The 12,821-nt window shown below is 70.5% G+C and carries 16 protein-coding genes; 8 read left to right on the top strand and 8 right to left on the bottom strand.

Annotated features, from left to right (window positions below; genetic code table 11):
- Positions 1-101: 101 nt before the first annotated feature.
- The 3 genes from OH768_RS51550 (at position 102) to OH768_RS51540 (ending at position 1,756) form a co-directional block, all read left to right on the top strand.
- Positions 102-869: a pirin family protein gene (locus tag OH768_RS51550; protein ID WP_406464410.1), complete on the top strand. Its 768-nt coding sequence runs from the start codon at positions 102-104 to the stop codon at positions 867-869.
- Between the two features lie 81 nt (positions 870-950).
- Positions 951-1,214: a hypothetical protein gene (locus OH768_RS51545; RefSeq protein WP_406464409.1), complete on the top strand. Its 264-nt coding sequence runs from the start codon at positions 951-953 to the stop codon at positions 1,212-1,214.
- A gap of 38 nt (positions 1,215-1,252) precedes the next feature.
- Positions 1,253-1,756 carry a GNAT family N-acetyltransferase gene (locus OH768_RS51540; protein WP_406464407.1) on the top strand — a complete coding sequence of 168 codons (504 nt, stop codon included), beginning with the start codon at positions 1,253-1,255 and terminating at the stop codon, positions 1,754-1,756.
- Here OH768_RS51540 and OH768_RS51535 read toward each other — a convergent pair.
- The 5 genes from OH768_RS51535 to OH768_RS51515 form a co-directional block, all read right to left on the bottom strand.
- Positions 1,740-2,807, bottom strand: coding sequence for a P1 family peptidase (locus tag OH768_RS51535; protein WP_406464406.1), 1,068 nt, complete (start codon positions 2,805-2,807; stop codon positions 1,740-1,742). The two genes, OH768_RS51540 and OH768_RS51535, sit on opposite strands and share 17 nt — an antisense overlap.
- A 73-nt stretch (positions 2,808-2,880) precedes the next feature.
- Positions 2,881-3,879 (bottom strand): type I glyceraldehyde-3-phosphate dehydrogenase, encoded by a 999-nt coding sequence (gene gap / locus OH768_RS51530; protein ID WP_406464404.1) that lies wholly within the window; start codon positions 3,877-3,879, stop codon positions 2,881-2,883.
- Between the two features lie 135 nt (positions 3,880-4,014).
- Entirely contained in the window at positions 4,015-4,971 is a 957-nt protein-coding gene (locus OH768_RS51525; RefSeq protein WP_406464403.1) for a GlxA family transcriptional regulator, read from the bottom strand.
- A 58-nt stretch (positions 4,972-5,029) separates the two neighbouring features.
- Complete coding sequence (locus tag OH768_RS51520; RefSeq protein WP_406464401.1) at positions 5,030-5,407, bottom strand: toxin Doc; 378 nt, start codon at positions 5,405-5,407, stop codon at positions 5,030-5,032.
- Positions 5,407-5,643, bottom strand: a complete 237-nt coding sequence (locus tag OH768_RS51515) for a hypothetical protein (RefSeq protein ID WP_026179556.1) — start codon at positions 5,641-5,643, stop codon at positions 5,407-5,409. Before OH768_RS51515 ends, OH768_RS51520 begins: the two co-directional genes overlap by 1 nt.
- 85 nt (positions 5,644-5,728) lie before the next feature.
- Between OH768_RS51515 and OH768_RS51510 the strand changes: the two genes are divergently transcribed.
- The 3 genes from OH768_RS51510 (at position 5,729) to OH768_RS51500 (ending at position 7,856) form a co-directional block, all read left to right on the top strand.
- The gene (locus tag OH768_RS51510; RefSeq protein WP_406464399.1) at positions 5,729-6,508 is read left to right on the top strand and encodes an SDR family NAD(P)-dependent oxidoreductase; all 780 of its coding nucleotides are present in this window, start codon (positions 5,729-5,731) and stop codon (positions 6,506-6,508) included.
- 43 nt (positions 6,509-6,551) lie between these two features.
- Positions 6,552-7,322: a transposase gene (locus OH768_RS51505; RefSeq protein WP_406464397.1), complete on the top strand. Its 771-nt coding sequence runs from the start codon at positions 6,552-6,554 to the stop codon at positions 7,320-7,322.
- A gap of 246 nt (positions 7,323-7,568) precedes the next feature.
- Positions 7,569-7,856, top strand: coding sequence for an SAM-dependent methyltransferase (locus OH768_RS51500; protein ID WP_406465780.1), 288 nt, complete (start codon positions 7,569-7,571; stop codon positions 7,854-7,856).
- On the opposite strand, the gene OH768_RS51495 is transcribed toward OH768_RS51500, so the two are convergent.
- From OH768_RS51495 to OH768_RS51485, 3 genes are all read right to left on the bottom strand, one after another.
- A complete protein-coding gene (locus tag OH768_RS51495; protein ID WP_406464396.1) occupies positions 7,786-10,041 on the bottom strand; it encodes an ATP-binding protein in 2,256 nt (751 codons plus the stop codon). The genes OH768_RS51500 and OH768_RS51495 overlap by 71 nt on opposite strands.
- Before the next feature lie 238 nt (positions 10,042-10,279).
- The gene (locus tag OH768_RS51490; RefSeq protein ID WP_406464395.1) at positions 10,280-10,774 is read right to left on the bottom strand and encodes a hypothetical protein; all 495 of its coding nucleotides are present in this window, start codon (positions 10,772-10,774) and stop codon (positions 10,280-10,282) included.
- A 67-nt stretch (positions 10,775-10,841) separates the two neighbouring features.
- Positions 10,842-11,231 carry an ATP-binding protein gene (locus OH768_RS51485; RefSeq protein WP_406464393.1) on the bottom strand — a complete coding sequence of 130 codons (390 nt, stop codon included), beginning with the start codon at positions 11,229-11,231 and terminating at the stop codon, positions 10,842-10,844.
- Between the two features lie 464 nt (positions 11,232-11,695).
- Here OH768_RS51485 and OH768_RS51480 point away from each other — a divergent pair, with 464 nt between their 5' ends.
- Both OH768_RS51480 and OH768_RS51475 read left to right on the top strand, forming a co-directional pair.
- Positions 11,696-12,571: a helix-turn-helix domain-containing protein gene (locus OH768_RS51480; RefSeq protein WP_406464392.1), complete on the top strand. Its 876-nt coding sequence runs from the start codon at positions 11,696-11,698 to the stop codon at positions 12,569-12,571.
- 1 nt (position 12,572) lies between these two features.
- The gene (locus OH768_RS51475; protein ID WP_406464391.1) at positions 12,573-12,809 is read left to right on the top strand and encodes a DUF397 domain-containing protein; all 237 of its coding nucleotides are present in this window, start codon (positions 12,573-12,575) and stop codon (positions 12,807-12,809) included.
- Positions 12,810-12,821 lie beyond the last annotated feature (12 nt).

The following is a 12,821-nucleotide window of genomic DNA, read 5'->3' as shown; positions in this document are numbered from 1 at the left end:
AGGATACCAGCCGGTGACTTGAATGTTCACGCGATCTGAGCGTAGCGTAAAGGTTGAACATTGAACCTTCATGGAATCCCTGCGCGAGAAGGAAGCACACCATGAGCGCACTGCTGACACCCACGGTGGACGTGCGGCGGGCCGGCGGGCGGCTTGCGAGTCGATTGTCCTGGCTCGACTCGAAGCACTCGTTCTCCCTGGGCACCCACAAGCCGGATCCGGCGAACACGCACCACGGTCTGCTGCTGGTCCACAACGAGGACCTGGTGCAGCCGGGCACGGGCTTCGACACCCATCCGCACCAGGACATGGAGATCGTCACCTGGGTTCTCCAGGGCTCGCTGGTCCATCAGGACTCCGGCGGCCACTCAGGTGTGATCTACCCCGGGCTGGCCCAGCGGATGAGCGCCGGCACCGGCATCCTGCACTCGGAGAAGAACGACCCCTACGGGTCGATCGCCGAACGCCCCGCCGATCCCGTGCACTTCGTCCAGATGTGGGTCCTGCCCGACGAGGCCGGCGTCGCTCCGGGCTACGAACAGCTGGAAATCGACGGCGAGTTGCTGTCCGGCGGGCTGGTGACGGTGGCGTCCGGCATGGACCGGCACCAGGACGCGAGCGCCATCCGGATCCGGAACCGGCACGCGGCGCTGCACGTGGCACGGCTGCGGGCCGGGCAGCAGGTGATCCTTCCCGAGGCGCCGTATCTGCACCTGTTCGTCGCCCGCGGCTCCGTCGAGCTGGAGGGCACCGGCAATCTCGACGAGGGTGACGCCGTGCGTTTCACCGCCACGGGTGGACACCGGGTCGGCGCGACCGGCCCCGCGGAGATCCTCGTCTGGGAGATGCACGCCACCTTCGAACTGTGACGCCCCGAGGCCCATGTACGGGACGCCCCTTACGACTTGAGGCCGATGCGGCTCATGTGGCCGGAGAGTTCAATGGCGGCCATGTCGAGCGAAGTCGAATGCCCGCAGTGCCATCACACTTTCGAACCCGGTGCGGTCCGCCCGGTCGATCCCGGTGTGGTGCGCTGGTTGACCGAAGAGCTGACCTGGTCGGGTCAGGAGCCCACCGAGCGCATGTACTCGGACTATCTGTACTCGGCCGGCGACACCCCCGTGTCCCGGCAGCGTTTCGTACAGGACCTCGCCTACCTGGGTGTGCCGGAGATACGGGACGCGGACGGGACCTGCCTCCTCGTCAGAAAGTGAGTTGCCCGGCCGGGGGCCTGCCTGGGTAGGGTCGGGCGGTGCCCGAGTTGCAGCGGCTGCGCGCCGATCATGCCCCGGCGGTCCTGGCCTTCGAGTCGGCGAACCGCGCCTACTTCGCCGCCTCCGTCTCCGACCGCGGCGACGACTACTTCGAGCACTTCTCCGACGGGTACGAGGCCCTGCTGGCCGAGCAGGAGGCCGGTGTCTGCGCCTTTCATGTGCTCGTTGCCGAGGACGGCTCAGTACTCGGCAGGTTCAACCTGTTCGACGTCGTCGAGGGCCGCACCGCCGACCTCGGCTACCGGGTGGCACAGCACGTCGCCGGGCGAGGGGTGGCGACCGCGGCCGTTGAGGAGCTCTGCCGGCTGGCGGCGACACGACACGGTCTGCGTACGCTCCGGGCGGCCACCTCGGACGCGAACATCGCGTCTCAGAAAGTGCTGGCCAAGGCCGGATTCGTCCCGCTCGGCCCCGCGCTCCCGGCCGAGATCGGCGGCAAGCAGGGCACCTGGTACGAGCGCACCCTCACCCCAGCAGACTGAGCAGCGACGCCGCGGGCAACGGCCAACGGGTGTGCCCGCGCGGCCCCGTCACCGGTGTCGCGGTCAACAGTGAGTTCAGGACCGCCTCTTCCACGGCGTCCAGCACCGCGCCGAAGAGGACGTCGAGCCCGGCATCGGGCACCACCGCGGGTCCGGCGGGCGTGCCGAGGGGGCGGGTGCCGAACGCGAGGCCGTAGTCGCCGCTGCCGTGGCCGTAACCCGCACCGACTCTGGCCAGCGCGTAGACGGCGCGGCGGGCGAGTCGGGTGAGTTGGCGGGCGTCCAAGGGCGCGTCGGTCGCGGCCACGATCATGCAGGAGCCGGTCTCCGGACCGGGACCGGGTTCCTCGTTGGGGACGCCCGCGTCGGCGGGAGTGACCGTACGGCCGCGTACCCGGAGTGTGCCGGCGAAGTTGGCCTGCACCAGCACCCCTAGCATCGTCTCCCGGCCCGCGAGCGGTACCCGCCGTGACGAGGTGCCGATGCCGGCCTTGAAGCCGAGCGCGGTCATCCCGGTGCCGGCACCGACCGAGCCCTCGGCGACCGGCCCGGCGGACGCGGTGTCGAGTGCGGCGCGGACGTGTTCCTCACGGACCGGACGTGACCGGATGTCGGACAGGAGACCGTCGTTGCACTCCCCCACCACCGGGTTCACGCTCCGGGCCTCCGCCCCCTCGGGCCGTTCCAGGACCCAGCCGACCAGGGCGTCCGCGACCCGGAAGGCGGACAGCGTCGAGGTGAGCAGCACCGGGGTCTCGAGGGCGCCGAGTTCGGCGATCTGCGTGGTGCCGAGGAGTTTGCCGTAGCCGTTGCCCGCGAACACCCCTGCGGGCAACGGGCCTGCGGGTCCCACTCCGTCGGGCACGATCGCGGTGACGCCGCTGTGCACCTGCGGCGGGCGGATCAGTGTGGTGTGCCCGACACGGATGCCGGGCACGTCCGTGATCGCGTTGTGCGTCCCGGTGGGCAGGTCACCGATACCGAGCCCGAGTTCACGGGCTCGGCGGGGCACGGCGGGCGCGCGCGGAACGGGGCGGGGCGACTCGGGCATGGCCAGACACTACGGCAGCACCGGTCACGTCGGCGGACAGCGGACGCCCGCCTCTGCCGCCCCACGCTGTCGGTCAGCCGGCGGCGAGCAGTTCGAGGGTGTCGATCACCCGGTTGGAGAAGCCCCACTCGTTGTCGTACCAGGCGACGACCTTCACATGGCGGCCGTCGACGCGGGTGAGGGCCGAATCGAAGATCGACGAGGCGGGGTTGCCGGTGATGTCGGAGGACACGAGCGCGTCCTCGGAGTACTCCAGGACGCCTGCGAGGGGCCCCTCGGCCGCGGCGCGGTAGGCCGCCAGCACGTCTTCACGGGTGACGTCGCGGGAAACCGTGGTGTTGAGCTCGACGATCGAGCCCACCGGTACGGGCACCCGGATCGAGTCGCCCGACAGCTTGCCGTCGAGGTTCGGCAGGACGTGACCGATCGCCTTGGCGGCGCCCGTCGTGGTCGGCACGATGTTGACCGCAGCGGCACGGGCGCGGCGGGCATCGCGGTGCGGGCCGTCCTGGAGGTTCTGCTCCTGCGTGTAGGCGTGCACCGTGGTCATAAAGCCGTGCTCGATACCGGCGAGTTCGTCCAGCACCGCGGCCAGTGGCGCAAGCGCGTTGGTCGTGCAGGAGGCGTTGGAGACGACCGTGTGCGCGGCCGGGTCGTAGGCGTCGTTGTTCACCCCGAACGCGAGCGTGACATCGGCGCCGTCCGACGGTGCGCTGACGAGCACCTTGCGCGCGCCCGCGTCGAGGTGGACGCGGGCGGCCTTGGCGGAGGTGAAACGGCCGGTGGCCTCCAGGACGAGGTCGACATTCAGCTCGGCCCAGGGCAGGTCCGCCGGTTCGCGCTCGGCGAGCACCTTGATGCGCCGACCGTCGACGACAAGGGTGTCCCCGTCGACGGAGACGGGGCGGCCGAGCCGGCCGGACGTCGTGTCGAAGGCGAGCAGCCGGGCCAGGGTGGCGGGCTCCGTCAGGTCGTTGACGGCGACGACTTCGAGGGTGCTGTCGCGTTCGAGCAGGGCGCGCAGCACATTGCGTCCGATGCGGCCGAATCCATTGATGGCGATGCGAGTCATAAGTGAAGTCCCTTCGGTTCCACACCAGGCTCCCGCGCGGCAACCGTCGGTGACAGTGGCGTGATCGCCATGGTTCAAAAGGATTTCGCCAAGGCGGTCGCAGGGCCTTCGCTCAAGGCCGTCGTGGGGCCTCGGCTATTCCCCCTGGGCGAAGGTGCGCCGGTACTCGCTCGGTGTGGTGCCGAGCAGGCGGTGGAAGTGCAGCCGGAGGTTGGCGCCGGTGCCGAGCCCTACGTCGGCGGCGATCTGCTCGACGCTGCGCTCGGACCGTTCGAGCAGTTCGCGGGCCACGTCGATGCGGGCCCGCATGACCCACTGCATCGGTGTGTAGCCGGTCTCGTCGACGAAGCGCCGGGAGAACGTGCGCGGTGAGACCGCGGCCTGCCGGGCCAGTGTTTCCAGGGTGAGGGGTTGGCCGAGTCGGTGCAGGGCCCACTCGCGGGTGGCGGCGAACCGTTCGCCGAGCGGCTCGGGCACGCTGCGCGGCACGTACTGCGCCTGGCCGCCGCTGCGATAGGGGGCCGCGACCAGGCGCCGGGCCGCGTGGTTGGACGCGGCCACTCCGAGGTCGCCGCGCAGGATGTGCAGGCAGAGGTCGATGCCTGAGGCGGCGCCCGCCGAGGTCAGCATGCTCCCCTCGTCGACGAACAGGACGTTCTCGTCAACTTTGACGAGCGGGTACCTGGCCGCGAGTGCCCGCGTGTAGTGCCAGTGGGTCGTCGCCCGCTTGCCGTCGAGGAGGCCGGTGGCGGCGAGAGCGAAGGCCCCCGTGGAGATCGCGGCGAGCCGAGCGCCCCGGTCGTGGGCGGTGATCAGCGCGTCGAGGACGGCCTGCGGCAGGTCCTCACGGTCCGGGAACCGATAGCCGGGGACGAAGACGATGTCGGCCCAGGCCAGCGCGTCGAGGCCGTCGGCGACGTGGTACGACAGGCCGTCGCCGCCGGTCACCAGACCGGGAGCCGCACCGCACAGCCGCACCTCGTACGGCATGCTCGCCCGTGTCGTGAAGACCTGCGCGGGGATACCGACGTCGAGCGGCTTGGCGCCCTCGAGGACGAGGACGGCGACACGGCGGAGGCGGGCGGCTGACACGCCAACAGCGTACGCAGAGGTACGGCCACCCGGTCGCGAGGACCCGGGAAGGACCAGGTCACACCTTCCAGGAGCGCAACTGCTCGGCGACGGCCACGACACCGACGCGGGTGTCGCGGATCTTGCGGACGAGCTCGGAGAGGGCGCCGTAGGGCGGGTCGATGCCCTCGCCGGACTGGCCCATGTACTGCGCGGCGACGAACGCGGCGTACAGACTGTTGCGGTGCGGCAGCGGCTCCAGGCGCACGATGGTGTGCATGAGCGCGGCGGCCCGCCAGGCGGCGTCCGGATCGGCGGCGGCGAGGGTCGGCAGCTTGGTCTTGTGACGTGCTACGGCGGCCACGAGCGCGGAGTAGTCCGAGACCGACATGTCCTCGTCGGAGAGGGCGGCCTCCTGGACGTCGAGCAGCCAGGAGACGTCGATGTACAGGTGCATCAGGCGGCCGCGGCCCCACCGCGCTCGGAGGGCGGCACCTCCTCGGGGAAGGCGTCGTCGAACTCGCCGCGCAGCCGCTCGGCCCACGCTGACGCGCCGGCGACGAACCGGCCGCGCTGCATCTCGCGGACGCCGAGGTCGTGCAGGTACTGCTTGAGGCTCTTGCCCTCGGCCGCGGCGGCGGCGCGCACTCCGTCGAGTTCCTCTTCGGTGAAGGACACATTCAGTGATGGCATGCGTCGATGGTACCTAGTTGGTGCCATGGGTGCGAGAGGCCCGCCCCGGGACCGGATCGCGGGGGTCGGCGCCTAGGCTCCGGGGATGATCTCTCGCGACTATCTCTTCGACATGTTCTCCCTGGACGGCCGCGTGGCCATCGTGACGGGCGGCAGTTCCGGCATCGGCCGGGCGGTCGCCGGGGCGCTCGCGCGGGCGGGGGCCCAGGTCGTCGTAGTGGCCCGCAAGGAGGAGGAACTGGCCGCCACCGTCGACGAGTTGGTGGCGGAGGGGTGCCGGGCGGCCTGGGTGAGCGGGGATCTGGGGACACGTGACGGGGTGCGGGCGGCGGCGGAGGCCGCGGCCGGGGTGTTCGGCGAGCCGGACATTCTCGTGAACAGCGCCGGGATCAACCTCCGGCCGCCGATGGGCGAGTTGGGCGAGGACGTGTGGGACACCACGATGGCGGTGAACCTGGAGGCGCCCTACCTCCTGGGACAGCGCTTCGGTCCCGGTATGGCCGAGCGGGGCTTCGGGCGGATCATCCACATCACCTCCCAGCAGGCGCATCGCGCGTTCGTGCAGAGCGGCGCCTACGGGGTGTCCAAGGGCGCGCTGGAGTCGCTGGCCCGGTCGCAGGCCGAGGCGTGGTCGCCGTACGGCGTCACCTGCAACACGCTGGTGCCGGGGTTCGTGATGACCCCGCTCAACGCACGGCTGTCCAACGACCCGGAGAAGGTGGCGGCGCTGGCCGCCCGAACGATGGTCGGGCGCAACGGACTTGCCGAGGACTTCGCGGGCGCCGCGGTGTTCCTGGCGAGCCGGGCCTCCGCCTATGTCACCGGTCAGTCGGTCTTCGTCGACGGCGGGCTCTCCGTGCACTAAGACTTGTCCCGTAACCGCTGGTCACTGGTGAGATGATCTTGTCGTGTCTGGTGTGATCACGGCGTCGGAGCCGTCCTGGATAGCCCCGTTCACCGGGCTGAGTGCGCGTCAGTTCGGGAAGCTGATCACGGCGTTGCGGCGCGAGGGCGCCGACCCGGTGCGCAAGGGCCGGCCGTGGAGCCTGCCGCTTGAGGACCGGGTGCTGCTGGTCGCCGCCTACTGGCGGACCAACCTGACCCTGCGCCAACTGGCGCCGCTGTTCGGGGTGTCGAAGTCGGCCGCCGACCGCATCATCGACCACCTCGGACCCGCGCTCGCCCTCCAGCAACGCAGGCGGTTCCGCAAGGACGCCGTGCTGATCGTGGACGGCACCCTGGTCCCCACCCGCGATCACCAGGTCGCCGAGCAGTCGAAGAACTACCGCTACTCGACCAACCACCAGGTCGTCATCGACGCCGACACCCGGCTCGTCGTCGCCGTCGGCCGCCCGTTGCCCGGCAACCGCAACGACTGCAAGGCGTGGGAACTGTCCGGCGCGAAGGACGCCGTCGGCAAGACCACGGTCATCGCGGACGGCGGCTACCGCGGCACCGGCCTGGTCATCCCGCACCGACGTGAACCGGGCCAGGCCCAACTCCCTGAATGGAAAGAGGAACACAACACCTCCCACCGCAAAGTCCGCGCCCGCGTCGAGCATGCCTTCGCCCGCATGAAGACCTGGAAGATCCTCCGCGACTGCCGCCTCAAGGGCGACGGCGTCCACCACGCCATGCTCGGCATCGCCCGCCTGCACAACATCACCCTCGCCGGGTGACGGAGAAAAGGCAGGTAATCCAGCACGTCAAAGATCATTTACGGGACAACGCTTAGCCCAACACCCCGTGGACGTTCGCCCGTTGGAGATCGCGTCACGAGGGTCATGGCGCACTGCTGACCGACCGGACGCCGGTTTGGCCATTCGCACCGCGCCCGTACGACTACTACCCCGTCGACTGGGAAGCCGCGGAAATGGTGATCGCCTCATTCCCCGCGGTGAAGCAAATGGCCCGCGTGAACCGCGATTTCATGCACCGGGCGTCCAGGCTGCCGGCAGGCCGGGGAAGATCCCCGTCGCATCGTCGGCGAACTGCTCGCGGCACTGGCACCCGGCAGTCACCTCGCCCTTTCCCACGCGACCGGCGACTTCGATCCCGAGACATGGGAACGGGTCGCCGAGGTCTACCGCGAGGGCGGCACACCCGCGCAGGTAAGGTCGCACGCTGAATTCACCGCATTCTTCACGGGACTTGAGCTTGTCGACCCAGGCATAGAACTCGCGGCACGCAGTGTGACGGACCGAGCGCGGTGATCTCTTTGTTGGTGTGGCCCTTGGCGACGAGATCGGCCACTTCCCATTCACCTTTCGACAACACCGCGTGCTCGTCGAAGTGGGACGGGTCCGCGTCGTCGGCCGGGCCCTGCTCCACGACCACGTCGACTGCCTCTTCCAGGGACAACCGGGCGCCGTGGGCGGCCAGTTCGTCGAAGCGGCGGTCGCCGAGCAGGGTCCGTAGGTCGTCCGCGCACCGGGTGCGCAAGGTGTCGAGGACCGGGAGGGCGAAGACCCGGTGGGAGCGGGTCGCGCCGAGGACGAGGGCGGCGTCGGCGTGGCGGCCGTTGGCGGCGAGGACCGGTGCGCCCAGTTGCGGCCGCCAGCCCATCCCGAAGTGGTCGTTGAGGCGCCGAGTAAGGATCACGCCCGCGGTGAGCGCGGCCAGCGCCCCCTGGGCGTCCCCGTCGTGGACGCGGGCATGGGCCTGGGCCCAATGGACCGCCGAGGTGCCCCAGTTGTCGCCCTGCCCGCCGAAGGTGCGGGTGAACTCGTCGGTGTAGCACAGCCCTTGTGCCGTGTCCCCGTTCCAGATGCAGGCCAGGGACAGGTTCCACAGGGTTTTCGACGTGCCCATCAGGTCGTCGGAGGCACGGAACTCCCCCAGCGCGTTCTCGAACAGGGCCCGCGCGCCGACGAGATCACCGCGTTGGGTGGCGAACACACCACCTGCGAAGTCGAGATGCCCCGCGAGAGCGGGCTGCTCCTGCTGTTGCGCGGCGACGAGTTGGGCTTCCAGTTCTGTCGCCGCCGCGCTGTCGCGGTCGTTGATCGCCAGGTCTGCCACCACGGCCAGTGCCCTCGCCCGCTCGGGTGAGGGATCCGTGCTCGCCCTGAGCCCACGCTCCAACCAGGCGCGGCCTTCCCCGACATGACCGGTGATGAGCCAGTAGTACCAGAGCGACGAGGCCAGACTCAGGGCCGCGCGCGGGTTGCCGCCGTCCGTCAGGCAGAAGGCGAGCGCGTGGTGGATGTCGGCGTGTTTGCCGCGGATCTTGGCCGCCCAGCTGTCGGTCCTGGGGGTGAGCAGTCCTGGTGTGGCGTCCTCGGCGAGCCGCCCGCACCACTCGGCGTGCCGCTCGTTGAGGCGCAGCCACTCCTCGGGCCCGACGAGGCTCCCGCGGGCGTGGTCGCGCAGCAGGCGGGGCAGCCGGTACCAGGTACTTCCCGGGTGTTCGTCCCGGCTGAGGACCGACTTGTCGACGAGTCCGGCCACGAGGTCGAACACCTCGCTCTCCGCGACCGGTCCCCCGGAGCAGACCTGCTCGACGGCGCCGAGTTCGAAGCGGCCGGTGAACACCGCGAGCCGGGCCCACAGCGTCTGTTCCCCGGGTGAGCAGAGGCGGTGGCTGGAGGCGATCAGGGCGTGCAGGGTCCGCTGGCGTTCGGGGGCGCCGCGCTTGCCGGTGACCAGCAGCCGTTCGGCGTCGTCGAGCCGTTCGGCGTCGTCGAGCCGTTCGGCGAGCTGCTCCTCGGAAAGGACGTCCAGGCGGTCGGCAGCGAACTCGATGGCCATCGGCAGGCCGTCCAGCCGGTGGCAGATCCGTGCCACGGAGGCGGCGTTGGCGTCGGTCAGCGCGAAGCCGGGGCGGACCGCGGCGGCCCGGTCGACGAACAGGGAGACCGCGTCGCAGCGGGCCAGTGCCGCCGGGCGGAGGTCGTCGGCGTCGGGATCGGGCACCGGCGGCGGCGCCACCGGCAGGACGGCCTCGCCCGTGATCCGCAACGGCCGTCTGCTGGTGCTGAGAACCCGCAGTCCCGGTAGCTTGGCCAGGAGGCGGCTCACCAGGGCCGCGCTGGGCTCGGCGACCTGTTCACAGCCGTCGAGCAGGAGCAGTGCCCGCAGCGGGCGGAGCTGTTCGACGAGTCTTTCCTCGGCGGGCGTCCCGTCGTCGCGCAGGCACAGGGTCTGAAGCAGGGTGGCGGGCAGCAGTGCACCGTCCGTGACGTCGTCCAGTTCGACGAACCACACGCCGTCCGGGAAAGCCCGGCCCATCTCGGCGGCCGCCCGTCGCGCGAGCCTGCTCTTGCCGACACCGCCGGTACCGGTCAGGGTCACGGCCGCATGGTTCTCCAGCGACCGCCACAGCTGCCTGAGCTCGGTGCCGCGGCCGACGAAGCTGGCCAGCTCCGCCGGCAGATTGCCACGTCGCAACTGACCCACGCCCCGACCGGGCTGCCGACGGAGCGGTCACCGTGGTGAACGGCCGCATGGTCGACCGACCGGTCCTCGAACGGGCCCGCCGCCTGCTGAACCGCCCGTAGCGGCACGGCAGTTCCGGCCGACGTCCTCGGCGCAGGCGGGGGTGGAGTGGGAACGTGCCCGGGCATCAGAGGCTGTCGACAGCTTGCGCCGGACGGCCCCCACAGCCGTATCGCCGCGCCCTGCCGCATGCGGTCGGTCAGTTTGCCACGTCCAGTGACCAGAGCGGAGTGCTGCCGGCGACGCGGCAGGTGAGGAAGTACAGGGGTATCGGCGGCGTGTAGGGCTGCCCGGTCTCGGGAGAATGGATCAGACGGGGATGCTCCAGGCCCGGTTTCGGGCGGGTGCTCGTCCAGGAGGGGTCGGCCAGCTGGGCGCCGACCGCATAGCTGATGGACGGCGGCCAGATGACGCCGATGTGCGAACCGGCCGGCACGATCCACCACCAGTGCCGGGCGTCGGCGAAGATGCAGCCGACGCGCTGCAGACGGTCCAGGATGCGTTGCCCGTGTTCCCGGGGCATGCCCACGGCGTCGTAGCCGAGGCTCGCGCGTAACGGCGCGGGGATCACCAGGCGTCCGGAGCGGGTGCGGTCGTGCGTCGGCGGCTCGGCGGGACTCGGGGGCGGAGCGAAGCTGTGAGCCGACGGCTCGGAGGGGGACGGGATCGGGTCGCGGCTGCGCGATCGGTACATGGGGGGTGACCCTTCGGCCAGGTGGGGGGATGGGCCGGGCGGGGAGGCGGGGTCGGCCGGGGAGGCGTCAGGGCGGGACGGGGTCGTCCGCCTCCGTGGCCAGTTCGGCCCAGACGATCCGCCCGGACCGGTGCGGGATGTCCTCCGTTCCCCAGTCGCTGCTGAGGACTGCGACGAGCAGGAGACCGCGCCCGCCCTGGTCGTCGGGGCCGGGCCGACCCGGTACCGGGAGCGTGGAACCGCGGTTCTGGTCCTCGACCTCTATCCGGAGGACTCCATCCGTGCTCCGCACCTCGCAGACGATCCAGTCGCTCGCGGAGTGCGTGAGCGCGTTGGTGACGAGTTCGGAGGTCACGACGACAGCGTTGTCCCGGACGACTTCGCGGACGCCCCACGCGATGAGCAGTTCGTCCACGGTTCTGCGGGCCAGACCGGCCGATGCCGGGGTCGCCGGCATGCCGAACAGATGGCTGTGGCGGGAGTGTTGGTTCCCGGAGACGAACCGGCCGGGGCCTTGGGGCCCAGGGAGTCGGCCAGGACGCCCGCCTCCGGGAGGTCGGTCCAACGGCTGGGGGAAAGAGGGCGGAGCCATCGCCGTACGCCTTTCGTGTGCCTTCGCACCCTGGGCGGTGCCGGTGTCGCACCGGTCGGCCGCGCACAAGGCGCGGACGGCGACCCGCGCCGGGCCAACGCAGGTCGCGACCCTGTTTCCCCCAACTGGGCTGCGCCGTCTCGCTCTTCGACGAGCTGTGACGACGTGCTTACTGTGGCACCTGCCAACAACGCATCGCAACCAGCAAGTTGAAAATTGCATGTCGCGAAGTGCATGCTGCTTCCGCCAGGAAGTGATCGAAAGAGTCTGTGAAGAGCGAAACCCTGCCAGACTGCCGCCCGGAGCTGGAGGCGCAAGGGAGGTAGACCGTGACCGCAGAGACCGACTGGGGCGGCGTCCCCTCCGTCCTGCGCATGATCCTCGGCCGCCAGCTGGAGGAACTGCGGACCCGCGCAGGACTCACGTACGAGCAGGCGGGCGCGGCCATCGGTGTCAGCCACTCCACGATCCGCCGGATGGAGGCCGCCAAGGTGGCCCGGCTGCGCCTGGCGGACGCCGAAAAGCTGCTGCAGGTCTATGGAGTGACGGACCGTCAGGAGATCGACACCTTCCTGAAGTCGGTCCGCGAGGCCAGCAAGCGCGGCTGGTGGCACACGTACCGCGACGTCATGCCGGACTGGTTCGCCGCGTATCTGAGCCTGGAGCAGGCAGCGCTGCAGGTCCGCGCCTACGAGAACGAGTTCGTCCACGGGCTGCTGCAGACCGAGGAGTACGCACGGGCCCTGCTCGGCGCGGGCAACCCGCACGCCCCCACCGAGGCCACGGAGCGCCGGGTCGCCCTTCGCATGCGCCGCCAGGAACTGCTGACCCGCGAGGCGCCGCCACGGGTGTGGGTCGTGATGGACGAGACGGTGCTGAGGTGGCCGGTCGGGGGTGCCGCGGTGATGCGCGCCCAGATCGCCCACTTGATCGAGGTCAACCGGCTGCCGCAGGTGACTCTGCAGATCATGCCGTTCGCCAACGGCCCGCACCCGGCCATGCGAGCCGGGGCGTTCCACCTCTTCCGGTTCCGGGCAGCCGAACTGCCCGACGTCGTCTATCTCAACGGCCTGGTGGGTGCTGTCTACCTGGACAAGGGCGACGACGTCGTGGTGTACCGCGAGGCCCTGGACCGGCTGGGTGCCCAGGCGGCGCCCGCCCGCAAGACCGAGGCCCTCCTCGGTGCGATTCGCAAGGAGCTCTGACGTGCACCACCACATACGCAACGGCATACCGTCCCGGAACCTGGGCGCACGCGGCTGGACCAAGCCGTGGAGCGACGACGCCGGGGGCGCCTGCGTGGAAGTGAAGAAGCTCTCCGACGGACGCGTCGCCGTACGTCAGTCGACCGACCCCGACGGCCCGGCGCTGGTTTTCACACCCCGCGAAATGACGAGCTTCGTCACGGGCGTGAAGGCGGGTGACGCCGACTTCCTTCTGTGAACCCCCATTGTT

Source organism: Streptomyces sp. NBC_01622 (assembly GCF_045209635.1).
GTDB lineage: Bacteria > Actinomycetota > Actinomycetes > Streptomycetales > Streptomycetaceae > Streptomyces.
Note: the sequence above shows the minus strand (reverse complement) of the source record. Positions and strands in the feature narration are given on the sequence as shown.

Coding starts and splice junctions, on each gene's coding strand:
- OH768_RS51550 (WP_406464410.1), top strand. CDS start 102: ATGAGCGCACTGCTGACACCCACGGTGGACGTGCGGCGGGCCGGCGGG.
- OH768_RS51545 (WP_406464409.1), top strand. CDS start 951: ATGTCGAGCGAAGTCGAATGCCCGCAGTGCCATCACACTTTCGAACCC.
- OH768_RS51535 (WP_406464406.1), bottom strand. CDS start 2,807: ATGCCCGAGTCGCCCCGCCCCGTTCCGCGCGCGCCCGCCGTGCCCCGC.
- gap (WP_406464404.1), bottom strand. CDS start 3,879: ATGACTCGCATCGCCATCAATGGATTCGGCCGCATCGGACGCAATGTG.
- OH768_RS51520 (WP_406464401.1), bottom strand. CDS start 5,407: ATGCACCTGTACATCGACGTCTCCTGGCTGCTCGACGTCCAGGAGGCC.
- OH768_RS51515 (WP_026179556.1), bottom strand. CDS start 5,643: ATGCCATCACTGAATGTGTCCTTCACCGAAGAGGAACTCGACGGAGTG.
- OH768_RS51510 (WP_406464399.1), top strand. CDS start 5,729: ATGATCTCTCGCGACTATCTCTTCGACATGTTCTCCCTGGACGGCCGC.
- OH768_RS51490 (WP_406464395.1), bottom strand. CDS start 10,774: ATGTACCGATCGCGCAGCCGCGACCCGATCCCGTCCCCCTCCGAGCCG.
- OH768_RS51485 (WP_406464393.1), bottom strand. CDS start 11,231: ATGCCGGCGACCCCGGCATCGGCCGGTCTGGCCCGCAGAACCGTGGAC.